This is a genomic window from Nitrobacter vulgaris, assembly GCF_002028545.1.
In the GTDB taxonomy this organism is placed as follows: Bacteria; Pseudomonadota; Alphaproteobacteria; order Rhizobiales; family Xanthobacteraceae; genus Nitrobacter; species Nitrobacter vulgaris.
Window position 1 is genome coordinate 20,601 of record NZ_MWPQ01000031.1, and the last position, 24,562, is coordinate 45,162.

At 60.2% G+C, this 24,562-nt stretch carries 22 protein-coding genes and 1 tRNA gene; 16 read left to right on the forward strand and 7 right to left on the reverse strand.

Annotated features, from left to right (window positions below; all coding sequences use genetic code 11):
• Nucleotides 1-9 precede the first annotated feature (9 nt).
• From B2M20_RS06990 to B2M20_RS07010, 5 genes are all read left to right on the forward strand, one after another.
• Nucleotides 10-795, forward strand: a complete 786-nt coding sequence (locus tag B2M20_RS06990; protein WP_079446353.1) for an ATP12 family chaperone protein — start codon at nucleotides 10-12, stop codon at nucleotides 793-795.
• Between the two features lie 48 nt (nucleotides 796-843).
• Nucleotides 844-2,508: a flagellar hook-length control protein FliK gene (gene fliK / locus B2M20_RS06995; RefSeq protein ID WP_079446354.1), complete on the forward strand. Its 1,665-nt coding sequence runs from the start codon at nucleotides 844-846 to the stop codon at nucleotides 2,506-2,508.
• Nucleotides 2,505-2,774 carry an EscU/YscU/HrcU family type III secretion system export apparatus switch protein gene (locus tag B2M20_RS07000; protein ID WP_079446355.1) on the forward strand — a complete coding sequence of 90 codons (270 nt, stop codon included), beginning with the start codon at nucleotides 2,505-2,507 and terminating at the stop codon, nucleotides 2,772-2,774. The genes fliK and B2M20_RS07000 overlap by 4 nt, the downstream gene beginning before the upstream one ends.
• A gap of 97 nt (nucleotides 2,775-2,871) precedes the next feature.
• Entirely contained in the window at nucleotides 2,872-4,404 is a 1,533-nt protein-coding gene (locus B2M20_RS07005; RefSeq protein WP_079446356.1) for an acyl-CoA carboxylase subunit beta, read from the forward strand.
• 203 nt (nucleotides 4,405-4,607) lie between these two features.
• Nucleotides 4,608-6,035, forward strand: a complete 1,428-nt coding sequence (locus B2M20_RS07010; protein WP_079446357.1) for a DUF1254 domain-containing protein — start codon at nucleotides 4,608-4,610, stop codon at nucleotides 6,033-6,035.
• Between the two features lie 45 nt (nucleotides 6,036-6,080).
• On the opposite strand, the gene B2M20_RS07015 is transcribed toward B2M20_RS07010, so the two are convergent.
• Nucleotides 6,081-6,554, reverse strand: a complete 474-nt coding sequence (locus B2M20_RS07015; protein ID WP_079446358.1) for an outer membrane protein assembly factor BamE — start codon at nucleotides 6,552-6,554, stop codon at nucleotides 6,081-6,083.
• Between the two features lie 105 nt (nucleotides 6,555-6,659).
• On the opposite strand from B2M20_RS07015, the gene B2M20_RS07020 reads away from it, so the two are divergent.
• The 8 genes from B2M20_RS07020 (at nucleotide 6,660) to B2M20_RS07055 (ending at nucleotide 12,656) form a co-directional block, all read left to right on the forward strand.
• Nucleotides 6,660-7,199, forward strand: coding sequence for a ubiquinol-cytochrome C chaperone family protein (locus B2M20_RS07020; protein ID WP_079446359.1), 540 nt, complete (start codon nucleotides 6,660-6,662; stop codon nucleotides 7,197-7,199).
• Between the two features lie 34 nt (nucleotides 7,200-7,233).
• Nucleotides 7,234-7,797, forward strand: coding sequence for a YceD family protein (locus B2M20_RS07025; RefSeq protein WP_244553446.1), 564 nt, complete (start codon nucleotides 7,234-7,236; stop codon nucleotides 7,795-7,797).
• A 242-nt stretch (nucleotides 7,798-8,039) separates the two neighbouring features.
• Complete coding sequence (plsX, locus tag B2M20_RS07030) at nucleotides 8,040-9,101, forward strand: phosphate acyltransferase PlsX (RefSeq protein ID WP_079446361.1); 1,062 nt, start codon at nucleotides 8,040-8,042, stop codon at nucleotides 9,099-9,101.
• Nucleotides 9,098-10,075 (forward strand): beta-ketoacyl-ACP synthase III, encoded by a 978-nt coding sequence (locus tag B2M20_RS07035; protein ID WP_079446362.1) that lies wholly within the window; start codon nucleotides 9,098-9,100, stop codon nucleotides 10,073-10,075. Before plsX ends, B2M20_RS07035 begins: the two co-directional genes overlap by 4 nt.
• Before the next feature lie 128 nt (nucleotides 10,076-10,203).
• Nucleotides 10,204-10,524: an integration host factor subunit alpha gene (locus tag B2M20_RS07040; RefSeq protein WP_079446363.1), complete on the forward strand. Its 321-nt coding sequence runs from the start codon at nucleotides 10,204-10,206 to the stop codon at nucleotides 10,522-10,524.
• A gap of 38 nt (nucleotides 10,525-10,562) precedes the next feature.
• Nucleotides 10,563-11,159 (forward strand): MerR family transcriptional regulator, encoded by a 597-nt coding sequence (locus tag B2M20_RS07045; protein WP_079446364.1) that lies wholly within the window; start codon nucleotides 10,563-10,565, stop codon nucleotides 11,157-11,159.
• A gap of 81 nt (nucleotides 11,160-11,240) precedes the next feature.
• Nucleotides 11,241-11,318: transfer RNA gene (locus B2M20_RS07050), tRNA-Pro, on the forward strand.
• Nucleotides 11,319-11,474: 156 nt separating this feature from the next.
• Complete coding sequence (locus tag B2M20_RS07055; RefSeq protein ID WP_079446418.1) at nucleotides 11,475-12,656, forward strand: saccharopine dehydrogenase family protein; 1,182 nt, start codon at nucleotides 11,475-11,477, stop codon at nucleotides 12,654-12,656.
• A 392-nt stretch (nucleotides 12,657-13,048) separates the two neighbouring features.
• Here B2M20_RS07055 and B2M20_RS07060 read toward each other — a convergent pair whose 3' ends face one another.
• From B2M20_RS07060 to B2M20_RS07075, 4 genes are all read right to left on the reverse strand, one after another.
• Complete coding sequence (locus B2M20_RS07060; RefSeq protein WP_079446365.1) at nucleotides 13,049-14,314, reverse strand: O-antigen ligase family protein; 1,266 nt, start codon at nucleotides 14,312-14,314, stop codon at nucleotides 13,049-13,051.
• Nucleotides 14,315-14,347: 33 nt separating this feature from the next.
• Complete coding sequence (locus tag B2M20_RS07065; protein WP_079446366.1) at nucleotides 14,348-15,880, reverse strand: undecaprenyl-phosphate glucose phosphotransferase; 1,533 nt, start codon at nucleotides 15,878-15,880, stop codon at nucleotides 14,348-14,350.
• Nucleotides 15,881-15,988: 108 nt separating this feature from the next.
• Nucleotides 15,989-17,122 (reverse strand): glycosyltransferase, encoded by a 1,134-nt coding sequence (locus B2M20_RS07070; RefSeq protein WP_079446367.1) that lies wholly within the window; start codon nucleotides 17,120-17,122, stop codon nucleotides 15,989-15,991.
• 3 nt (nucleotides 17,123-17,125) lie between these two features.
• A complete protein-coding gene (locus tag B2M20_RS07075) occupies nucleotides 17,126-17,740 on the reverse strand; it encodes a polysaccharide biosynthesis/export family protein (protein WP_079446368.1) in 615 nt (204 codons plus the stop codon).
• 247 nt (nucleotides 17,741-17,987) lie between these two features.
• Between B2M20_RS07075 and B2M20_RS07080 the strand changes: the two genes are divergently transcribed.
• Nucleotides 17,988-20,153 carry a GumC family protein gene (locus tag B2M20_RS07080; protein ID WP_079446369.1) on the forward strand — a complete coding sequence of 722 codons (2,166 nt, stop codon included), beginning with the start codon at nucleotides 17,988-17,990 and terminating at the stop codon, nucleotides 20,151-20,153.
• Nucleotides 20,154-20,175: 22 nt separating this feature from the next.
• Here B2M20_RS07080 and B2M20_RS07085 read toward each other — a convergent pair whose 3' ends face one another.
• Nucleotides 20,176-21,369, reverse strand: a complete 1,194-nt coding sequence (locus B2M20_RS07085) for a GNAT family N-acetyltransferase (RefSeq protein ID WP_079446370.1) — start codon at nucleotides 21,367-21,369, stop codon at nucleotides 20,176-20,178.
• A 193-nt stretch (nucleotides 21,370-21,562) separates the two neighbouring features.
• The gene (locus B2M20_RS07090; protein ID WP_079446371.1) at nucleotides 21,563-21,769 is read right to left on the reverse strand and encodes a DUF2842 domain-containing protein; all 207 of its coding nucleotides are present in this window, start codon (nucleotides 21,767-21,769) and stop codon (nucleotides 21,563-21,565) included.
• A 96-nt stretch (nucleotides 21,770-21,865) separates the two neighbouring features.
• On the opposite strand from B2M20_RS07090, the gene B2M20_RS07095 reads away from it, so the two are divergent.
• Nucleotides 21,866-22,948: a COX15/CtaA family protein gene (locus B2M20_RS07095; protein ID WP_079446372.1), complete on the forward strand. Its 1,083-nt coding sequence runs from the start codon at nucleotides 21,866-21,868 to the stop codon at nucleotides 22,946-22,948.
• A gap of 287 nt (nucleotides 22,949-23,235) precedes the next feature.
• On the forward strand, nucleotides 23,236-24,492 hold the full coding sequence (locus B2M20_RS07100; protein ID WP_079446373.1) for an MFS transporter: 1,257 nt from the start codon (nucleotides 23,236-23,238) through the stop codon (nucleotides 24,490-24,492).
• Nucleotides 24,493-24,562 lie beyond the last annotated feature (70 nt).

Below are 24,562 nucleotides of genomic sequence, written 5' to 3' on the forward strand. Positions count from 1 at the left end.
GAGTATGCCATGCGTGAATTGTTTGACGAAGATCTTGGCTCCTCGTCGCTCAACCCGGAAGAATCGATACGCAACTCTGCGCGAGCCGGGCACCGCAACCGTTTCTATACCTCCGCGAGCGTGAGGGAGACGCCGGAAGGGTTCGCCGTCCTGCTCGACGACAGGCCGGTTCGCACGCCGTCACGTAACGTGCTGGCGGCGCCTGCACGCGAGATTGCCGAGACCATGGCCGCGGAATGGGAGGCGCAACGGGACGTCATCAACCCCATGACCATGCCGCTAACGCGGCTCGCCAACAGCATCATCGACGGCGTAACCGGTCGTGTCGACGCAGTGGTTGAGGATATTGCCAAGTATCTCGAAACGGACCTCCTGTTCTATCGCGCCGGCCATCCCGACGCGCTGGTGGCTCGCGAAACCGCACATTGGGACCGCGTGCTTTTCTGGGCCGCCGAAACATTGGAAGCGCGTTTCATCCTGACCGAAGGCATCGTGCATGTCCATCAACCGGCTCAGGCGGTCGCAGCCGCGCGCAAGGCGCTACCGTCAGACCCTTGGGTGGTTGGGGCGTTGCATATCGTGACGACGTTGACCGGCTCCGTGCTGCTCGCTCTCGCTTTAATGGCCGGGCGGCTGGATGCGGACGAGGTCTGGGCCGCCGCCCACGTCGATGAGGACTGGAACAGCGAGCAATGGGGGGTCGATGAGGAGGCGGCCGTCCAGAGGGCGTCGCGTTTGGTCGATTTCCGGGCCGCGGCTGCCGTCCTTCGGGCGCGGGCTGGACCAATCGGTTAAGGAGAGGTTTAGACACAGAAGTTAGCCTGACGGGTAAAACGAGGCTTCATGGCGATCTCGATCAACCCGATTTTCCCGGTCATTGCGGCGCAAGGCGCAGCAAACGAAGCCGTGCTGCAGCCCGGCAGGGTGATTGACGTAAAGGTCCAGGGAATCCTTGCCAACAATCTCGTCCGTATTGCCATCGCCGATCTGGCGATCGAGGTGCTGTCGGAAATTCCGCTTCAAGTCGGCCAGACCCTGCGGTTAGCGGTCTCGCAGACCGCGCAAGGGCTTCGGCTTGCGGTTGTGGATCAGGGCTCATCGGGTACGCATGCTGCCGGACCGGCGGATGCGTTGACACTGACGCCGGATGCTGCGGCTGCAACGATAAGCGCCAAGGCTCCTCCGGCTCCCCTCCTGACGGCGCTGGAAGCTCTCTCGGTATCGTCCGCGGCGCAAGCGGCGGCGGCGCGGCAAGGCAGCCTTTCGCCGCTCTACGCCAACCTGCTGGCAGCCGCCGGCTCTGGCAGTCTGCCCCCTAACGTGCGACAGGTTCTGGACCGGCTGCTCACTTTGCGGCCTGGTCTCGATCCGGGTCTTACGGGGAGCGATATCAAGACCGCGTTCCGTAACTCCGGCCTTTTTCTCGAAGCCTCGCTGGCGGCCGGCTTGAAGACGGGGCAGCCTGCCGCCTCGGCCAATACGCTACCCGATATGAAGGCTGCACTGCTTGTGCTCCGTGAGGCGCTTTCGATCTCGGTCGGGGACATGTCTCGCGGTGCGCCGCCCGCCGTGGGCGCAGGATCTCAACAAGCGCAGCAGGCAGCTTCGCCGATGGCATCGAGCGCGCCGCCGCTGTCGCCGGATATCGACGCACAGGATGTGTATCTGCCGCAGGCGCGCCTGGCTGTAACCGATGATCCGGATACGCCTGCGAACCAGACATTATTTTCCCGAGTATCGGATGCAGGGCTTCGCGCCGCCACGGCGGGTGCAGCCCTGAACGTTCTGCAGGAGGTACTTCAGGATCGAGGGATCAGCAACGATCCCGGCGCGGCCCTCGGACCCGACGGCGATCCGGCGGCCGCTACGCAGCCGTTCAGGAATGGGCCAGCGAACGGCCCCACTGAGAACCATGTCTTTGTCGTGCGTACCAGCATGCCGTCGCCGCCCTTTGGCGGCGCATTGCCAACCGCGCAGCCCGTCGCGTTGCCGGGATTGTCATCGGCTGCATCGTCGGAAGAGATCGCGCGACGACTGCTTGATGATACTGATGCTGCGATTTCCCGTCAGGTGTTGTTGCAGATCGCCTCGCTTCCGGATCGCGTCGATACCGCGGGAGCGCGGCTCGATCAGACCACGCCGCGCTGGAATTTCGAGATTCCATTTGCTGTCGCAACCGGCACGGCCATTGCGCAGTTTGAGGTTTCGCGCGACGCCGCCGGTCACAATACAGAAACAGCGACGCGGGTCTGGCGCGCACGATTTTCAGTCGACGTTGAACCCGCAGGGCCGGTTCACGCGCTGGTGTCGCTGGCCGGGGAAACCATGACGGTGCGGCTCTGGGCCGAGCGTCCTTCCACCGCGAGCCGGTTGCGCGCCGGCGCCTCGCAACTCACTCAGGCATTAAGCGGCGCAGAATTGCAGCCGGGAGATATCATCATCCGCGAGGGAGCGCCGCCGCAGCCGAAGCCCGCGCCGGCCGGCCACTTTCTGGATCGCGCCCTATGAGTGTGGAGATCAAGGATCAAGTCGCCATCGCCCTCCACTATGACAAAGGCAGCGGCGCGCCGCGTGTGGTCGCCAAGGGCAGGGGAACGCTCGGCACGAAGATCATCGAGGTGGCCAAGGAGAACGACATCCCGATCGAGGAAAACGAAGTGCTGGCCGGCGCGCTGTCGCATGTCGAACTCGGCGACGAGATTCCAGCCGAATTGTATAAGGCTGTTGCGGAGGTATTGGTGTTCGTGCTGCGGATGTCGGCGCGCGCGCCGTGATAGGTGGTGGCGCCTCCGCGCCGCGCTGTTGGTGACAGCCTTAAAAACGGCAGTTAGGGTCTAATCCAAGTTTACTGAACCAGACCCAGGCAGGGCTATGAAAGACATCCTCCAAACGCTCGACGCCCGGCGGATGGCCGCAAAGCGTGGCGGTGGCGAGAAGCGCATCGAAGCCCAGCACAAGCGCGGTAAGCTGACGGCTCGTGAGCGCATCGAGATTTTGCTCGACAAAGACTCGTTCGAAGAATTCGACATGTTCGTCGAGCATCGTTCGATCGAATTCGGCATGGAGAAATCGAAAGTGCCGGGCGACGGCGTGGTGACCGGATGGGGCACCATCAATGGCCGCAAGATTTTCATGTTCGCGAAAGACTTCACCGTATTCGGCGGCTCGCTGTCGGAGACGCATGCGCTGAAGATCACGAAAATCCAGGACATGGCATTGAAGGCCAAGGCACCGATCATCGGTCTTTATGATGCTGGTGGCGCGCGCATTCAGGAGGGCGTCGCAGCGCTGGCCGGTTACTCCTATGTCTTTCGCCGCAATGTGCAGGCCTCGGGAGTGATCCCGCAGATCAGCGTCATCATGGGGCCGTGCGCGGGCGGCGATGTCTATTCGCCTGCCATGACCGACTTCATCTTCATGGTGAAGAACACGAGCTACATGTTCGTTACTGGCCCCGATGTGGTGAAGACAGTCACCAATGAGGTGGTGTCCGCGGAAGAACTCGGCGGCGCCAGCGTGCATGCCACCAAGTCGTCGATTGCCGATGGCGCGTTCGAAAACGATGTCGAGGCGATCTTGCAGATGCGGCGCCTGATCGATTTCCTGCCGAGCAACAACACCGACGGTGTTCCGGAATGGCCGAGTTTCGATGATATCGAGCGCACCGACGACTCGCTCAATACGCTGGTGCCGGACAATCCCAACAAGCCTTACGATATCAAGGAACTGATCCTGAAGGTCGTGGACGAGGGCGACTTCTTCGAGATCGCGGAAACGTTCGCGAAAAACATTGTCACCGGCTTCGGCCGCATTGCCGGGCGCACGGTGGGCTTCGTCGCCAACCAGCCGATGGTGCTGGCCGGCGTGCTCGACTCGGATGCGTCACGCAAGGCCGCGCGCTTTGTTCGCTTTTGCGATGCCTTCAATATTCCGATTGTGACCTTCGTGGACGTGCCGGGCTTTTTGCCGGGCACCGCGCAGGAATACGGCGGGCTGATCAAGCACGGCGCGAAGCTCTTGTTCGCCTATTCGCAATGTACGGTGCCGCTCGTCACAGTCATCACGCGAAAGGCCTACGGCGGCGCGTTCGACGTGATGGCATCAAAAGAGATCGGCGCCGACGTGAACTACGCCTGGCCGACCGCTCAGATCGCGGTGATGGGCGCCAAGGGCGCGGTTGAGATCATCTTCCGCGGCGATATCGGCGACGCGGAGAAGATCGCCGCGCGCACGAAGGAGTACGAGGATCGATTCCTGTCGCCGTTTATCGCCGCCGAGCGAGGCTACATCGACGACGTCATCATGCCGCACTCGACCCGCAAGCGCATCGCTCGCGCGCTGGCGATGCTGCGTGACAAGCACGTCGACGCGCCCATGAAGAAGCATGACAATATTCCGTTGTGAATAATCTCGCTCAACGCTTCCGCCTAACGCCGGCCTGGTTGCTTTCAGGGCAAAGCGGACGTCAACCATTCCACAACCCTCGCCGATACCGTCGAAAATGACCCATAGCGGACTTCTTTGATCCAGATCAATCAAAACGCTGTAGTCGCTGATTGTCTGGCCACGCCATCCGTCGCCGTCCTGGGATATTGAGGAGGAGCTCCATGAAGTGTCTATCGTCGCTTGCTGCGGTATTGTCGGGTTTAACTCTCATGGTCTCGACATTGACCCCGAGCGCTGCCCAATCGATTTCCGCGGACGAGGCACACGCTATCGCTACGGAGGCGTATGTCTACTTCTATCCGCTCGTGACGATGGACGTGACGCGCAAGCAGCTCAACAATTCCGATCCGAAGACCGGAAGTATCGGCGGTCCTCCCAACACTTTCGATAATATCCAGGCCTACCCCACTGCGGATATGAGGGCAGTGGTGCGACCCAACTTTGACACGTTGTACTCGAGCGCCTGGCTGGACCTGACCAGCGAGCCCATGATCGTTTCGGTTCCGGATACCGGTGGCCGTTACTACCTGCTGCCGATGCTCGACATGTGGACCGATGTGTTTGCGTCGCCAGGATCGCGCACGACAGGCACCAAGGCGGCCAATTTCCTGGTTGCGCCTCCGGGCTGGAATGGAAGCGTGCCGGAGGGTGTCACGCGCATCAATGCGCCGACGCCCCATGTCTGGATAATCGGTCGCACCAGGACGGATGGTCCCGCCGACTATGCTTCAGTCCACGAAGTGCAGAAGGGCTACAAGATCACGCCGCTGTCGGGATGGGGCAAACCCCCGGTCGCCGTTACGCAAACCATCGACCCCAGCGTCGATGTCAAGACTCCGCCGAAGGCGCAGGTTGATACGATGGCGGGCGATAAGTTCTTTGCGTATGCAGCCGAACTGCTCAAAGCCAACCCGCCGCACATCACCGATGAACCGATCATCGCGCGCATGAAGCGGATCGGCCTCGAACCGGGCAAGAGCTTCGATATTACCAAAGTTGATGCAACCACACGCAAAGCCATCGAAGACGCGCCGACACAGGGTCTAAAGCTGATGGCATGGAAGCTCCCGACATTGGCGCGCGTAGCAAACCACTGGTCCATGAATACTGATACGATGGGTGTCTACGGGACTTATTATCTGAAGCGTGCAATCGTGGCTCAGGCTGGACTTGGTGCCAATCTGCCGGAAGATGCGATCTATCCGCTCAGCGTTGGCGATGAAAACGGCAAGCCGCTCGACGGTGCAAACAAGTACACCATCCACTTCGCCAAAGACGCGGTGCCGCCGGTCGACGCATTCTGGTCAGTCACCCTGTACGATAACGAAGGATTCCAGGTTGCGAATCCGGTTAATCGTTTTGCGGTGAGCAGCTGGATGCCGTTCAAGCGCGACGCCGACGGGTCGCTGACGCTCTACATCCAGAACGCAAATCCCGGCAGCGATCACGAAGCCAACTGGCTGCCTGCGCCTAAAGGCCCGTTCAACCTCACCATGCGTCTCTATGCGCCGAAATCGGAGGCGTTGACCGGCGTATGGAATCCGCCGACCATCAAGTCGGTGGATGGTGACATCATGGGCCGGCGGTGACGGCAGATACTGGAGCGGACGTGGTCCGAATTAATTAAGGATGCGCTACTTCGCGCTCAGCAGCTTAAACAGCGGCGCGAGGTAGCTGATTTCCTGGCCCGATGTTGGCGTGGTGCGGCTGATGAAGTCGAAGATCTTGCCGTCCTTCAGGCCGTAATTGGCGAGCCGGGTCACCTGGCGGTTCTTGTCGAAATAGATCGCGATCACACGCTGATCGATGACGCTCTGCTGCATGAAGGCGACCTTCCGCTCGGCGCGCTGCGAGATGTAATAAAACACCTCGCCGTTCAGCGTCGCGACCGTGGATGGGGTTCCCATTACGATCAGCACCTGATCCTGGCTTGCGCCGATCTGGATTTGCTCGAGCGCGCCGGGGGGGAGGATATAGCCCTTCTGAAAGGTTTCGCCGGTGCAGCCGGCCATGACCGCGCACACCAGCGTGGCGGCGAGCGTCGCGCGCAGACGAGGGCGTCGCGTCGCGGCGTATCCGGGTGCTTTCTTCGGGACTGACACTGTCATTCCGGGACGACCTCATCCTCTTGCATCGCGCGCGCGGTTGACGTACCCGGCAACGGTCCCTGATTGCAACAACGGACCCCCTGCGGGCAGTCTTTCGGTACCCACATGCGCTGGCCGTTCAATCGCTTCAAAAAACAGTTCCCCGCGCCGTCGCGGCGCACCATTGAAGCGATCTATGGCACGATCGTGGCGCAAGCGCGAGAGCCCTTGTTTTATCAGGCGTATGGAGTCCCGGACTCCGTGAATGGCCGCTTCGATCTGGTTCTGCTGCATTTGTGGATGGTCCTTCGGCAACTGAGGTCGGGGCCTGACGAGGCTCTTCGGCAGGCCCTGTTCGATCATTTCTGCAGTGACATGGACGCCAACCTGCGCGAGATGGGCGTTGGCGATCTAAGCGTTCCGAAGCGCATGCAAGCCTTCGGAGAAGCCTTTTATGGTCGCTCGGCCGCCTACGATCGAGCCCTGGCCGAGGGCCCCGAGCTGCTGGCGCTGGCGCTCGACAAGAATATCTATAGTGGCGGAAACATCGAAAGCGCGCGACGGCTTGCCGCCTATACGGCGGACGCGATCGCCGCGCTCGCTTGTGGTGATTACGCGACGTCGACGGGAGACTTGCAATTTCCGGACCTCGCACAACGGAAATGAAAGAGCAGGCATGATCGCTAAGGACAGGTCGGATATGGCTCCAAATCCCTGGAGCTCGCGGATCGCGGTTGCGCAGATTCCGGAAACCGGCCTTCATCGTGATATCGAGGCCGATCAGAATGTGCGTATGGCATTGGCGAAGACTGCTGGCTTGCGCGACATCGAGTTTGCCCGGGCATCGTTCGATCTGACTCCGGGGCGCGACGACAGCGTACATGTGCAGGGCAGGGTATCGGCGCGTGTCGGACAGACCTGCGTGGTGTCGCTCGATCCGATTGAGAACGATATCGTCGAGGAGGTCGACCTCATCTTTGTGCCGGAAAGTCAGGTTCGCGAGTTCGCCGCGCCCGTCAATGATGACGACGATATCAGGGAGATTCCGGATTCCCCCGAACCCATTATCAATGGTGTCATTGATCTCGGGCGCCTCGCGACCGACGTCTTGTTTCTGGGAATCGATCCGTATCCGCGGAAATCCGATGCCGTTTTCGTCGCGCCTGCGAGCGCGGCGGATCCTGAGGATCATCCCTTCGCTGCTCTGAAGAAGCTGAAAATCGATCCGAGCCCGCCCGGCAAGAAGAAACCGGCGCGCGATTAAGGACGGAATTCTGGATGTAATTTATGGAAAATCAAAGCAACAGCATTGAAAATAAGTAGTTTTATTTAATTCCTGATGTCTCGTTTTAACTTGCAAAACTACAGGAATCGGGGGGTTCGGATATTGTATCGAGGCGGGGACACGTTATTGTCGCGACCGCGCCGGATAAAGCACCGCGCACTGCCGTCCGTGTTTGGCCGCGCGTCTCAAGACTTCAAAAGATCAGGGTTTCCGGGACTTCCATGCCGAAAAAGGTTCGAATCGCGCTTGACGCCATGGGGGGCGACATCGGCGCATCGGTGGTCATTCCGGGCGCTGCGATTTTCCTGAACCGTCATGCCGACACCGAGTTTCTGCTTTACGGCGACAACGCTCTGATCGAAGCGCAACTCGCTGCGTACCCTGCGGTGAGGGCGATATCCCGGGTCATCCACACCGATGTCGCCGTCGGCATGCACGAAAAGCCGAGCCAGGCGCTGCGTCGCGGCCGCAAGACTTCGTCGATGTGGCTCGCGATCGATGCGGTGAAGAAAGGCGAGGCCGACGTTGCGGTGTCCGCCGGCAATACTGGCGCGTTGATGGCGATGGCGCGATTCAATCTGCGGACGCTGCCCGGCATCGATCGCCCCGCGATCGCGGCGACATGGCCAACCATGCGCGGCGATTCCGTGGTGCTTGATCTCGGCGCCACGATCGGAGGCGATGCGCACCATCTGACGACGCTTGCGATCATGGGCAGCGCCATGGCGCGTGTTCTATTCGACCTGGAGCGGCCGACGGTCGGCCTCCTCAATATCGGCGTCGAGGAAATTAAGGGCGGGGAGGAGATTCGGGAAGCTGCGGAACTGCTGCGGGCAATGGAACTGCCGCAGCTCGAATTCATCGGCTTTGTTGAAGGCGACGGGATCGGCAAGGGGGCGGCGGACGTTATCGTGACGGAGGGTTTCAGCGGCAATATCGCGCTGAAGGCTGCCGAAGGAACGGCGCGGCAGATCAGCGAATTCCTGCGGGCGGCTCTGTCGCGAACATGGGCTTCAAAGCTCGGCTATCTTCTGGCCCGGGGCGCGTTCAAGGCGCTCAAGGAAAAGCTGGATCCGAACAGATCCAATGGCGGCGTATTCCTCGGACTTAACGGAATCGTGGTCAAGAGTCATGGTGGAACCGACGCCGAGGGTTTTGCTTACGCGGTCGACGTTGGCTATGAGATGGTTCGTTACGATCTCCTGACCAAGATCAATCAAACGCTCAACCGCCACGGCCACACCCTTGCTTCGGCGTCGGCAGTGCAGGAGGCTATCTCTTGACTGCGATACGTTCGGTCGTGCTCGGCTGCGGCTCCTATCTGCCGCAAAGGGTGCTGACCAATGCTGAACTGGCCACCAAGGTTGATACCTCGGACGAGTGGATCGTCCAGCGGACCGGTATTCGAGAGCGCCACATTGCCGCGGAAGGGGAGTTCACGTCACATCTCGCCATCCATGCGGCGAATGCTGCGCTGGCTCATGCCGGCATCGATGCGCAGTCGATTGACCTGATCGTGCTGGCGACGTCGACGCCGGACCATACGTTTCCGGCGACGGCGGTCGCGGTTCAGAACGGGCTTGGCATTACTCACGGTGCCGCCTTCGATCTTCAGGCCGTCTGTTCCGGGTTCGTGTTTGCGTTGGCCACCGCCGACAATTTCCTTCGTTCTGGCGCGTTCAAGCGCGCGCTGGTGATTGGCGCGGAAACTTTCTCGCGAATTCTGGATTGGACCGATCGCGGGACCTGCGTTCTGTTCGGCGACGGGGCCGGCGCGGTCGTGCTGGAAGCTCAGGAGCAGCCGGGCAAGCCCTCGGATCGCGGTATTCTGACGACACATCTGCGCTCGGACGGCCGTCATCAATCAAAACTTTATGTCGATGGCGGACCATCCTCGACCCGGACCGTGGGCTATCTGCGGATGGAGGGCCGTGAGGTATTCAAGCATGCCGTCGGCATGATTACAGACGTCATTGTCGATGCATTCAATGCGTCCGGCACGAGCGCGGACGACATCAACTGGTTCGTTCCACATCAGGCCAACAAGCGAATCATCGATGCGTCAGCTCATAAGCTGCATATCGCGCCGGAAAAAGTCGTCCTGACCGTCGATCGCCACGGCAACACCTCCGCTGCATCTATTCCGCTGGCATTGTCGGTCGCGGTCGCAGACGGACGCATCAAAAGCGGCGATCTGGTCTTGCTCGAGGCGATGGGCGGAGGCTTTACCTGGGGCTCGGCCCTCGTGCGATGGTAAGACTTGAATCAAAGCCGTCGCCCAATGCTGTCATCTATCATGCGAAAGCATCATGTGATAGGTTGACCCTGGGCCGTTAAACTCTTAATTTCAGTTACAAATTGTTCGCCGGGAGCTTGGGGCAGGCGATGACCGAAACCGGAAAAACAGTCACGCGCGTCGACCTCTGCGAAGCAGTCTACAAAAAAGTAGGACTGTCGCGCACCGAGTCGTCTGCGTTTGTCGAACTCGTTCTCAAGGAGATCACCGACTGCCTGGAGAAGGGCGAGACGGTGAAGTTGTCATCCTTTGGATCGTTCATGGTGCGCAAGAAAGGCCAGCGTATCGGCCGCAATCCCAAGACCGGCACCGAGGTGCCGATCTCTCCGCGTCGCGTGATGGTCTTCAAGCCGTCGGCTATTCTGAAGCAGCGGATCAACAGCAACGGCGCCGGCGCCAAAACCGACTAAACCGGCGTTCGGCGCACGATTGGCAGAGGAGCGAGCCTTTGAACAAGGCACCGGATGCTTTTCGGACGATTAGCGAGGTCGCCGACGATCTCGATATCCCCCAGCATGTCCTGCGGTTCTGGGAAACCCGGTTCTCGCAGATCAAGCCGATGAAGCGCAGTGGCGGCCGGCGCTACTATCGTCCGGACGATGTCGATCTGCTTCGCGGCATTCGCCATCTGTTGTACAGCGAGGGTTACACCATCCGCGGCGTGCAACGGATTCTGAAAGAGCACGGCATCAAATCAGTGCAGAGCCTGACCGAGGGGTCGTCTGCCGCGGCTTTCGGCGCGATCGAGGACGATATCCGCAACACTCTCGGCGCAGTCGATGAGGAGGACGAGTCCGGCTACGAGACCGAGGACGCAGACGACGACGAGGATGTCGACGACAGTTCGTCTCGCGCGCGAGAGCCGGGTGTGCATAAGCCGCTACGGCACGATCTCGACGACGTGCTCTGGTCCGGTCCCGACAGTGGGGCGATTCCGGGCGTGGGCGCCACCGCGATCGAGCTTGCGAAACTAAAGGATGTGTTGGCTGAACTTGTTGCCTGCAGGCAACTATTGGACGACGCACTCAGCGAGGGTGAGCCGTAGCTTTTGTTGACGCATTTTCTTTATAAGACCCCGTATCACTTCGCTTGAAAACGCTATAATGGAAACGTGGCCGTAACGGCACGGAGCGTAGCGCAGCCCGGTTAGCGCACTAGTCTGGGAGACTAGGGGTCGGAGGTTCAAATCCTCTCGCTCCGACCACCATTTATAGCGTTTTCTTCACGCGAAGCGGCATCGTCCTCGGATTACACTTGAAGACAGGCTTTCGTTCGAACCGCTATATCGAGCATGATCTTAGCCGAATCCGGTTTTCACCCTTCAGAATCATGCTTTAAGCAGGACATTTTCGGGAAGGCCATGACATCGTCGTCAGCGGAGTTCGATATCATTGTCTACGGCGCAAGCGGGTTCACCGGCCGGCTCGTCGCGGAATACCTTGCTGCCAAATATGGCGGTGGCGATCTGAAGTGGGCCATCGCGGGACGCGACCTCGACAAGCTGGCGTCGGTACGCGAAGCCATCGGCGCCCCCCGCGATCTCCCGCTGATCGCCGCGGACGCCGAAAACCCCGCGTCACTCAGGACCATGGCTGGCCGGACGGCCTCGGTGCTGAGTACGGTCGGACCTTATCAGCTCTACGGTTCCGGTCTCGTCGCCGCCTGCGCGGCGAGCGGCACAGACTATCTTGACCTCTGCGGCGAGCCGATCTGGATGCGGCAGATGATCGACGCGCACGAGGCGGAGGCGCGCAGGAGCGGTGCGCGGATCGTGTTCTCCTGCGGGTACGATTCGCTGCCGTTCGAACTCGGCGTGTTCTTTCTTCAGCAGGCTGCAAAGCAGAGGTTCGGATCGAGCGTCGCCCGCGTCAAGGGCCGCGTACGTAAGATGAAGGGCACGTTTTCCGGCGGCACCGCCGCGAGCATGAAGGCGATCTTCGCCGCGGCTGCCAACGATCCAAGTCTGTTGCCGAAACTGCGCGATCCTTTCGTGCTGACGCCGGGGTTTGAGGGGCCGAAGCAGCCGCCGGGTAACAAGCCGTTGTTCGATGAGGATCTGGGGGTGTGGGTGGCGCCGTTCGTGATGGCCAACATCAACACCCGCAATGTGCATCGGTCGAATTTCCTGCTCGGGTTCCCGTACGGCAGGGATTTCGTCTATGACGAAATGGTGATCGCAGGGCCGAAGGAGACCGGCGAGGCGACCGCAAAAGCCATCATCGCCGCCAACAACAAACTCGGCGCGCAGGGTGGCCCCAAACCGGGCGAGGGACCATCGAAGGAAGAGCGCGAGAACGGCCATTTCGATCTTCTCTTCTTCGGCATCGGCTCCGACGGGCGGCAATTGAAGGCGGTCGTGACCGGTGATCGCGATCCCGGCTACGGATCGACTTCCAAGATGATCGCGGAATGCGCAATCTGTCTGCGAAGCGACGCAGCGGACGTCGCCGGTGGCTTCTGGACGCCGGGCGCTGCGATGAAGGAGGCCTTGATTAAACGGCTCGTCGACCACGCGGGGCTGACGTTCGCGATCGAGCCGTAACCTCACATCGCCCAGGCTCGGGAAGTTACGAGCCACAAATTCAGTGAGTGCAGAGCGTCAAACCGCAAACCAGCAAAGAGTCCTGCTCGCGAACATATAGAAGCAGTTTAAGTCAGCAAGCGAACACCCCAGCCTTTTCCGACCAACACCAAGATGACCGCGTCAGGGTTTCCGGTGGCGTCTGAATCAGGTTTTCAAACCAGCGCGTCCTCAACACCCGCCTGCGCGGCAAGGAAAGCAGGCTTCGTTTGCGCCGATTACCTCCAGTGTGACGTTACCTGACCAAGGATAACACCGCATTTTATGTAGTGGCTAGGCCGGACGGGAGCGAAGCGGCCGGCAAAACCCAAGACCCGTGTCGGAGATTTCCGATCGTACGGCCCCGGTGAGCCTTATTGCAGCGCCTGTCGAAGGGAAGGCTGCCGGTCACTGGCCATGTACTGGTGGGTTGCCGCGAACATGCCCCACATCATGCCGAGCATCAGCCAGAAATGGCGCCAATGATCGGTGTCGATCACGAAGCTCTCGCCGACAGTTCCCAGAAATGCCGTGAAGACGGCAAGATAAGTGCGTTGCCAGGGAACTCGCACGAAAATATATCGAAAGCCCAGGATGACGGTGATGAAGATCAGCACCGGATAGCAAATTCCGGAAATCCACCCGCCCGACATGAAAGCGTTCAGATACGAGTTGTGAGTGTCTTCCGGAAAGAACCGCGTGAACTGCAGCGGGCCGATTCCGAGCGGTAGGTCCAGCGCCATCTGGAAGCCCAGAATGTGCCGGCCGAAGCGGCCAAAACGACCCTCGTCGTAGCTCTGGTCGAAACTCGCACGTTGCTTGAACAGGCTTTCGACCGAATCGAGGGACAGCAGAATTGCCAGCAGCAGTGCAATCGCAGCGGCTGCGATCACCGCGGTCACAACCAGCCGCGACCGCTGTTTTCTTGATGGGCTGGTCAGGAACATCAGGACCAGCATCACAGCCGACGTGAGCACGAACTGGCCCCAGGCAGCGCGTGAAAAGGCCAACAGCAACGCAAGACTCATGATCCCGAGCGCAATCGCGCTGCGAGCAGCCTTTCCGAACCGATCCGAGACGACGCTTTGCAGCACGAACAATGCTGGCAAGATCAGGAACGCGGACAGCACGTTCGGATCCTTAAAGGTACCTCGCGCGCGACCATAAAGGGTCAGCACGTCATGTTCGCCTGGCACCAGATGAAAATAGCCCGCGACACCAGCTACCGACGCAATAACCGCGCCGACGATCAGGCCACGCCGCATCAGGTCAAGCCGCGCCTCTGTATCTTCCGAGAAAACCAGCGCGAAGAAAATGACCGTCACCGCCATGTACCACGATGTCATGATCCAATTCACGATCGGAGTCTTGTCCATCAGGTGTATGGCGCAGATCGTGTAGCCGATATTGATGAGAAAGAGCAGCATGAGCAGGGGAACGAAGGCGAGCCGCATTCGTAGGCCGGTTGCGAAGAACACGACCATTGCCGCCAGAGTCGCAAACTCGTAGGGGCTGGGTTCGATGTAAACGATCGCGCCGCCAGCTCCCACTGCCCACAACAGCGCGCGTTGGAGCGCGGCAACGCCAGGTGCTTGCGTCGATGACCGGAGCCAACTGTCAACTGCTGCAGGATACGCCATTACACTTTCGCAAACTCAACGTGCCAGGCCGGATCAATAAGCGTTTTCGGATTTCAACAGCGCCAGCGGCGTCTTGAACAGGATATAAAGATCGAGCAGCACCGACCAGTTCTCGATGTAATAGAGGTCAAACTCGACACGCTTCTGGATCTTTTCCTCGTTGTCGATCTCGCCGCGCCAGCCATTGATCTGCGCCCATCCCGTGATTCCCGGCTTCACGCGGTGACGCGCGAAATAGCCGTCAACGGCCTCATCGAACAGCCGCGTCTGTAATTTGCCCTGTACGGCATGGGGACGTGGTCCAACAAGGGAGAGGTTGCCCTTGAAGACGACGTTGAAGAGTTGCGGTAATTCGTCCAGGCTGGTTTTGCGGATGAATCGTCCGACCCGGGTGACGCGACTGTCGTTCTTGGTCACGACCTTCGTAGCCATGGGATCGGCCTGATCGTGAAACAACGAGCGGAATTTGAGGACTTCGATTCTCTCGTTGTTGAAGCCGAAGCGTTTCTGACGAAAGAGCACAGGGCCGGGACTATCCAGCTTGATCGCGAGCGCGACCAGCACCATCACTGGCGAGGTGAGTAGCAAAATGAAACCACCGATGAGCCTATCGAACAGCCATTTCATCACCATATCCCAGTCGGTGATCGGGGCTTCGAAGACGTCAAGCATCGGAATCGCGCCGAGAAAGGAATAGGCGCGGGGGCGAAAGCGCAGTTGGTTTGTATGCGCTGATAATCTGATATCAACCGGAAGCACCCACAGCTTCTTCAACATCGCGAGGATCCGCGTTTCCGCCGAGATCGGGAGCGCGAACAGCACGAGATCAAGCCGGGTACGCCGCGCGAATTCAAGCACGTCGTCGACCTTGCCGAGCTTGGGACTACCGGCACAGGTGTCGAGCGCGCGCGAGTCGTTACGGTCATCGAACACGCCCAGAATCTCGATGTCGGAGTCTTCCTGCGCTCGCAACGCGTTGATCAGATTTTCTCCGTTCATGTCCGCGCCGATGATAACGGTGCGGCGTTCCAGTCGGCCGTCGCGTGCCCAGCGGCGGATCATGGTGCGCAGCAGAAGCCGCCCGGCAATGAGGCCGGCGAGACCAGCAAGGAAAAATGCGACCAGCCAGAGCCGCGAGACGGAATCGCCGAGCTTGACGAAGAACGAGGCGCAAATGAACAACAGGAAAACGAACGCCCAAGATGAACTCATCCGCGTTATCTGCCGCAACTGGCTACGAAAAACCTGGATGTCGTAGATGTCCGCAGCCTGGAAACACACGACCGCGGTGGCGGACATGGCGAGGATTGATGCGATGAAGCTCCAGCTAAAACCGTCGATGCGAGCTACGTATCCGAGGTAAAGCGCGATGCCGATCAGGCTCAGCAGCAAGAAATCTGCGGCACGAACGATGCCGGTGATGATGACGGGTGAATAGGCCGGCCGTACCTTTTGATTGGTGACGGCAAGCGCCGCCGGTGACAGCCGTCGCCGACGCTCCACAGGTATTCCAAAGCCGCTGCTCGCTGCTGAATCGGTCCTCGAGCGAGCGTTGAAAAGGTCCATGTCCTCAAGTCCACATCACGCCGCACATGCAGCAAGCGTTTTCAGAGCGACTTAAGGACTAAATCGGGAAGATTTGGTTTCGCGCAACTCCCGGCATTTCAGAAATGGTTAACGTCTCGCAAACGTCTCACGGTAACCTGCCATAACGCCCTCGACCATCGCATTCTGTGAGAAATGCATGAGGATGCGCTCGCGCAACGATATTGCGCGCGCGGCGGCGGCCGCAGGGTCATTCAATGCGGCCTCTATGGCATCCGCCAAGGCAGTGACGACGCCGGGGGCGAATAGTGCGTCGGTGTACGAGTCGAAAATTTCCGGGATGCCGCCGACGTTCGCCGCGATCATGGGAATGCCTGCTGCCGCTGCTTCGATCACGACGTATGGCATGGAGTCGCCGCGCGACGGCACGATCAGCAATCGGCCTTTCGAGAATCCGTAGCGAGCCTTGACGTGTCCAATGAAGCGGACCGTTTCCCCAAGATTGAGGCGCTCGACCTGGGCTTTCAGCGCTCCTGTTTCCTCGCCGTCGCCTGCAAGCGTGAGCGTGAGGCGTCTACCGCTGTCCCGCAAACGCGCCACCGCGTCGATCAGTAGGTCCGCACCCTTGATATGTCTGAACTCGCCGACATAGACAATATCGGTCGCATCGTCGGCTAGCATAACGGGATCAAATTCGCCGGACGTTACGCCGTTGAAGACGCATTTCACCAGTCCGGCCGGGATGCCGACGATCCGCTGATAGGTATTCCGCGCGAATGCGCTCTCGAACAGAAACAGGTCGGTGCGGTTCATCAGCGCGCGTTCGAGGCGGCTGTAAAACATTCCCTTCATGGTCGTCGACGGGAAGTGCAGGGATCCGCCGTGCGGTGTGTAGACGCGGATTGTGCCTTTCGATGAGCCCTTAAGCCGCACGAAGGCGCCGGCCTTGGCGCCGTGTCCGTGGAGGACATTCGGCTTCAACTTCCGCACCAGCGCGGCGAACTGCGTCCACGCAAACAGGTCGCTAGGATGCGGGTTCCGGCGGATCGGAATACGGTGGATACCGAGTTTCATTCGCGGGGCGATCTCTGCGAAAGCTGCAGCTGCGCGCTCGCCGCCGGTGAGGCTGTCGGCGACGATGCCGACGAGATGTCCGCGATCGGCCTGTCCGTTTGCGACATCGAGAATATGCCGAATGATCCCGCCCACCGGCGCGCGAACGGCATGAAGAATGCGGAGCGGTCGATCAGGTGGCTCCGTCATGCCTCAGAACCAGCGTTCGTCGACGAGGACGGTGTCGCCGGGGCTGAGCGGCGTAGCGGGGGGGACGCTGATGCGGACGGTTCCGCGGGCATCGGTGTGGGTGACGATGACGAGGTCGCGTCTGGCGCGGGGGGAAAAGCCGCCGGCGATGGCGACGGCGCTTTCGACCGTCATATTCGGCACGAACGGATACTGGCCGGGAGCCGCCACCTCGCCAAGAATGAAGAACGGCCGGTAGGCCTCGACCTCGGCGGCGACGTAAGGCTGGCGGATGTAGCCGTTGCGCAGCCGCGCGGCGATGGCGGCGGACAGTTCAGCCGGCGTGCGGCCGCGCGCGGTGACGGCGCCGATCAGCGGCATGGTGATGCTGCCGCCGGCACCGACCAGATAGGTGTTGGTGAGGCCCTCCTGGCCGTAGACCACGATGCGCAGCCGGTCGCCGGCATCGAGCCGGTAGGCGGGATCGTGCACAACCGGCGGCGGCGACGCCATCCGCCCTCCATAGGCCAGCGCATCGAGAGCGTTGTGCGGACGGACCATCGCCGTCGGCTGCCGCATGCATCCCGACAACGCCAGCGCGGTCAGCAGGCACAGAGTGACGGCGCACACGTTTCGCATCGGGCATCCATGAAATATCCAAATCCACTAAAGGCTTTTGTGGTTAATAAATCGTAATCGAAGACGTCGCGACGCACCCGGTGGAACCCGCTTGGCAGGCGTGGTTAACTCGGCAGAAACTATAATCGACTGTAATCGTCCCGTTCGGCTGAGTGGTCCTATTCAAGGCTCCAACATTTGCCTCCGGTTCAGTGGGCGAGTGTCAGATTCACCCGAAAGCGCTCTAAGCGTCCAGCGGGAGTAAGCAATGCGGTTTGCGTTCTGGCGTGCTGTCAAGAACACGATGTCGGATCTGGAGACTAAATCCGGGGCGATATCTTCGTCAGGTCCGGCGGCGTCCGAAACCGTGCCGAATCCGGAGTCCGGTGACCTCGATCTGCGCTCGATCTGGCGGGTGCTGCTGCGCAAAAAGCGCTTGATCATCATCCCAACGCTTCTCGCCTTCGCGCTTTCGCTTCTTATCGTCAATCTGATCACACCCAGATACAAGTCCGAAGCCCGCATCCTGATCGATGGGCGCGAGAACGTTTTTTTACGCCCGACCGGGGAGCGTAACGAAGAGCGCAACGCGCTCGATCCGGAAGCCGTCGCCAGCCAGGTGCAACTGGTGCTGTCACGCGATCTTGCCCGCGAGGTCATCAAAAAGAACAAGCTCGCGGAGAATCCGGAATTCGATCCGGTGTTGCGCGGCGTGTCGCCGATCAAGTCGCTGCTTGCGCTGTTCGGAATTGGCCGCGACCCGCTTCGGATGACACCGGAAGAGCGCGTGCTGGAATCCTACTACGACCGACTGACCGCCTACGCCGTCGATAAATCCCGCGTGATCGTCATTGAATTCCAATCGCATGATCCGGAGCTCGCAGCCCGCATCGCGAATTCCATCGCGGACGGATATCTCGTCTTGCAACTGAACGCGCGTCAGGAGCAGGCGAAGGCTGCAGGTCAATGGTTGTCCGGAGAAATCGACAATTTGCGCAAGAAGGTCGCCGACGCCGAGTCGCGGGTGGAGGAATTCCGGTCTAAATCCAGCCTTTTCATCGGCACCAACAACACTTCGCTGTCGAACCAGCAACTGGGTGAAATCAATACCCAACTGAACAACGCGCGTGCGCTGAAGTCTGACGCGGAATCGAAATCGCGACTGATCCGCGGGATGCTTCAGACCGGCAAATCGATCGAAGCCTCGGAAGTTCTCAATTCGGAACTGATCCGCCGCCTTTCGGAACAGCGCGTGACGCTGCGCGCACAACTGGCGGAGCAGTCGTCGACCCTGCTCGACCGGCATCCGCGGATCAGGGAATTGAAGGCCCAGCTTGCGGATCTCGATCGTCAGTTGCGCGAGGAGGCGGACAAGATCTCGCGGTCGCTGGAAAACGACGCCCGCATTGCCAGCGGCCGGGTCGAGAGTCTCAACACTAGTCTCGATCAGTTGAAGAAGCTGGCGACGTCTTCCAACGGGGACGATGTCAAGCTGCGTGCGCTGGAGCGCGAAGCCAAGGCGCAGCGTGACCTGCTGGAATCGTATCTCGCAAAATACCGCGAAGCTACCACGCGAGAAAACATTGATACGGCACCGTCCGATGGCCGCGTTATTTCGCGGGCCATCGTCTCGAACACGCCGGCTTACCCGAAGAAGCTGCCAATCGTCTTGATCGCCACGCTGGCGACCCTGATGCTGGCCGCGGGCACTATCGCGACCGGCGAGCTGCTGCGCATCACTTCGCCGCGAAACCTGGCAGCAGTTAACTCCGGCCTAGCGTTGCCTGCTGCGCCGAGGATACGCGAGTTCCGCGTTGATCCCGCGCCGGCAGCGGACCTGGCAGAGATCGATCATCTCGCGAATGACCTGCGAGCGGCAGGCGAAGCGGCGCACAGAATCACGGTTATGGGTACCGGCGAGAACGAGAGCATCATGCTCGCGGCGCTCGCGCTCGCGCGCCTGTTGACCAATAGTGCCAAGGTAGTCCTGGTCGACCTTTCTCCGTCATCGTCGGCGTTGACGGCGACTTCGGTCGATCCGGCGGCGCCTGGGTTGGCTGACCTGATGCTGGGTGAGACGTCTTTCGGACAGGTGATCACCCGCGACCGGCTCTCGCCGCTCCATCTTGTCGGCGCCGGGCGTTCTGATGCCGATCGCTCGCTGCTGCAATCGCCGCGCCTTGCAATTGCGCTCGATGCTCTGTTGGGCGTCTACGATCACGTGCTGCTCGTCGCGGGCACTGCAACTGACCTCCCGGCGAAACTCCTGACGGAGCAGGCGCGCGCGATCGTCGTTCCCGACCCGTCGATGAACGCGGATGCGCGGATGCGGATGAGTAGCCAACTCAAGGCTATCGGCTTTACGACAGTGACGATGCTTGATCCGGCATCACTACGCTCGGACACTCAGCTCGGCCCTCGCGAGGCGGCTTGATCGGTCGCCGCGCGGGGGGGTGTCAGCGATGCATTATCCCGCGCAACATCTCGGCCGACCGCTTCAGCGCCGGCGTCTGCTTCACGAAGCGTTTGGCACGGGCCAGTGAAGACATGCCAATGGCAGCCATTCTGCCCCGTGTGGTGAGCGGCAGGTAGCTGTCGAAGATTGGCTCGTCGCTTTTGCAGAACAGGCGCTTGTAGTCGTCCGATCCGATTCCGAGGTCGAGCGAGGTGTAGCCGCGCCCAGCATAATGATCGATGATATCGCGCATCAGGATCAGGCCGGGACTGTAGCGGGCGCTTTCCGACATGGTGTAGGTGTTGAACATCATCGAGAAGCGGTGTCCGTCCGCGACGCCAGCGAAGATCGCGATCACCTCGGCATCGCATTCGAGGCCATGGACCTCGATGGCGCGCCCGCCATCCGTCAGCGGTGTCAGGCAAGCCGCGCGTAGGAAACTCTCGACGCCCGTCTCGGCGAACACGTTCGGAAGCTTCTGCGCGGCCATTCGCAGCGGCTTGATTGCGAAGAACGCATCACAAATCCGCTTAATCTCGGTGTCCGTCGACGCCATACAATAGCGATAGCCGGGCAGTGTTTCGAGCTTGCGTTCCTTGCCTTTGAGCCGACGTCGAAATGAGTTGCTGATGCGCGCCGACGGCGGCGCTCCCGGCGAAAATATCATCAACGGACAGCCGTTGGCAGAGGGCTGGCTCGGCAAGAGCGCCATTGGATTTTGCAGGTCGCGCCAGTGCCGCGGCTGCCGCGTGAATGCCAGCACGTCGATTCTGATTGGAAGCTCGCCGATTCCTCGAACCAGCGCGTCGAGATCCGCACGCGTGGCGGAGGCCGCGAAATCCTGCTGCCAGAGCGCCATGTTGAAAGTCGTGTGCTTGCCGCCCATGAACCGTGCGACACGAACGCCACTTTCCGTGCCCAATACGAGCGGGAGCAGCAGGAGTGGTTGTCGCTGAGCGTCGAAGGCGACGATAATGCTGGGTGGAAGTTGCTTGTCGGTTCCGACGTGTCGCTGCCAGGCAGACAGGAAGTCGAATCGCTGATAGGGCGTCGAAAACTGCGACACCTCGAGATTGCGCCAGATCGGCTCGGCTTCGCGTAGATCCTGGAGGATTTCGAGATGCGCGATACGCCGTTCGCCTGATCGTAGCTGTGACTTCGCGGTCGGACTTTCGATCAGAGCCGCCATGGTCATTGCTGAGCCTGTTATCAATTTTTTGTTAGCTTTTGGTCTGGGCGGACTTTCGCATAAAAGATGTCAACAAAGAGTAATGGCCATATGCGAGCGGCGAGAAGGGGTTCCCGTAGGCATTCGCGTCGAAGGCGATGGATCGAAGACCCGGACTGTGGGCTTGCGCTCGCCGCCGGGGAGGTGACCGTGAGACGCTTCACGCGTCGGGTTTCGCCATCCAACTCACGATAGGCATAGCCGGCAAGACCCAGCCGAGTCCGGCGACAACATAGAAGATCGCCTGGTAGAGACCGGATGCCGCGAGCCACGGCATTTGCGCAACCGCCATGCCCAGCAGCGACCAGACGACGACCAGCACGAGCAAAGCGATCGTGCCGAGGAATTTCCGGGTGCGTATCCGCATACCTTAAAGTGCAACTCGTGACCGGGACGAGGCTTGCGCCGGGGCTGCGGTGGACTATAAAGGGCACGAAAAATACCTTCAACTGTGGCTTTTTTGATGACCCGTCCGATCGCAAAAAAGGAATTCCATCTGCGCGCCGTGCGCGGGTGGCTTGTGTTCATAGCGCTGCTGATTGCCGCGATGGTGTTGGTCGGAGGCGCGACGCGGCTGACTGAATCCGGTCTCTCGATCGTCGAATGGAAGCCCGTGACCGGCACGCTGCCTCCACTCTCGCAAGAGGAATGGGCCCAGGCCTTCGAGGGCTACAAGCAGATACCGCAGTATAGCGAGATGAACGCGGGCATGACGCTCGATCAGTTCAAGACGATCTTCTGGTGGGAGTGGAGCCATCGTCTGCTGGGACGCTTTATAGGTATCGCGTTCCTGTTGCCGTTTCTCTGGTTCATGTGGCGCGGCGCGCTGCCGTCGGATCTTAAGCGGCGGCTCTGGATCATTTTCGGTCTTGGCGGACTTCAGGGCGCGGTCGGCTGGTGGATGGTCGCGTCCGGCCTCACCAAGCGCATCGAGGTTTCACAGTACCGTCTCGCGACCCATCTGGTGCTGGCTCTGCTGATTTTCGCGGCCATCGTCTGGACCGTGCGGCGATTGTCGGATCGTCCAACGTTGCTGTCGCCGATGCGGTTGCGCGTGACCAGCGGCATACTGCTGGTGCTCGTTTTTGTGCAGCTCTATTTCGGAGCGCTGGTTGCCGGATTGCGCGCCGGCAAGGTCTTCAACACCTGGCCCGACATCGACGGATCGTTCATTCCGTCCTCCGCGCGGCTGTTTTTCGAACAACCGTGGTGGCGCAATCTGTTCGACAATACGCTCACGGTGCAGTTCGAGCATCGCATGATGGCGTATACGCTGTTTGCGATTGCTGTTTTTCATCTGATTGATGCGCTCGTGTCGCGGGCAAGTTCCGCCGTCGTTCGCGGTGCGCTTTGGCTCGCCGCAGCAATGACGCTACAGGCGACGCTTGGTATCCTGACCCTCCTGCACGAGGTTCCGATCCCGCTCGCGCTGGTGCATCAGGGGGTTGCGATCCTCGTCCTCACGCTCGCGGTTGTTCAGGCGGAACGGTTGATGGCCGGTAACACGGCGCTGGAAGGGCAACGACTGCGCGTGGCGGCGGGATAAGACCGGTCCTGGTGGGCATTCCGCGCGACCTGGTTTTCTGTTTTGGTCCGTACGAGATCGCAAGTCGGCTGCTCGCGAGTTTGAGGCCGCATGACTCCGGGCTATGCTGAAGCGGCTACGATTGATTAAAATCGTCACCTTAACCTCAACCTGACACAAAGCCGAATATCTGGCGCTATGCGGATTCGCGAATTTGCATCATGATGTCGGAGTCATAGTCAGCATCGATAACGCGGAAACCGCAAAATTCTCTCCCGGTCGTTGGCGGGTCTGAATTGGGGTCAATCATGGCGAGATCTGGCAATCTGTCGGTCCTGCTCATCAGCACCTGGGCCTTCACCGTCTGCTTCGCTGTCTGGATGATGTTCGGCGTGATCGGCATCCCGATCCGCGCGCAGCTTGGGCTTGGTTCGACCGAGTTCGGTCTCCTCACGGCGACACCCGTCCTCACCGGTGCGATATTTCGTTTGCCATTGGGCATCTGGACCGACCGCTTCGGCGGACGGATCATCATGCTGCTGTTGCTGATTGCCTGCGCGATCCCGCTTTGGCTGTCCGCCTATGCGACCGCGCTTTGGCATTTTTTGCTGCTCGGATTGGCGCTCGGTCTCGTCGGCGCTTCATTTTCGGTCGGCACACCTTACGTCGCGCGCTTCTTTCCTAAAGAGAGCCGCGGTTTCGCGATGGGCTTCTTCGGTGCAGGAACAATCGGCGCGGCGCTCAACATGTTCGTCGCGCCGTGGCTGATCGATGCCTATGGGTGGCAGATGGTTCCCAAGGTCTATGCAGTCGCGCTGCTGGTCACGGCGCTTTTGTTCTGGGTGTTGTCCAAGCCTGATCCTGGCGTTGGCGGTCCAGTCGCATCGATGTGGCAGCAGTTGTCCGTGCTGCGCAATCCGCGGGTTTGGAAATACTGCCAGTACTACTCGATCGTCTTCGGCGGCTTCACCGCGCTGTCGATCTGGATGCCGCAATATTTCAAGACGGAGTATGGCTTCACCATCGCGCAGGCCTCGCTTCTCGCCGCCTGCTTCTCGCTCCCCGGCGGCGCCTTCCGCGCCCTCGGCGGTTGGTTGTCGGACCGTTTCGGCGCTCATAATGTGACGTGGTGGGTGCTGTGGGTTGCCTGGGTCTGCCTGTTCCTGCTGTCCTATCCCAAGACCGACCTGATCGTGCACACGATCCGCGATCCCCTGAGTTTCAGCATCGCTCTGCCGTCGTGGTTCTTCACGATGCTTCTCTTCACGCTCGGCATCGCCTTTGCCTGCGGCATGGCTTCGACGTTCAAATATATCGGCGACGACTTTCCCGACAGCATGGGCGCGGTGTCCGGCATTGTCGGCATGGCGGGCGGCCTCGGCGGTTTCCTGCTGCCGATCACGTTCGGTGCGATCCTGGACTGGCTCGGCATCAATTCGAGCTGCTTCATGCTGCTCTACGGCATCATCTGGGTGTCGCTGACCCTCAATTATCTGACCGAAGTCCGGCAGGCGCCGGTCATGGGAGAAAAGTCACGATCTGCGGCAACGGACTTATCGCGTTAAAGCCTGATCCCAAAGAACAGAGTTTGATACAACGCAGTTGAATCGGAGCTCAGGTTGGGCAGCAGACGAC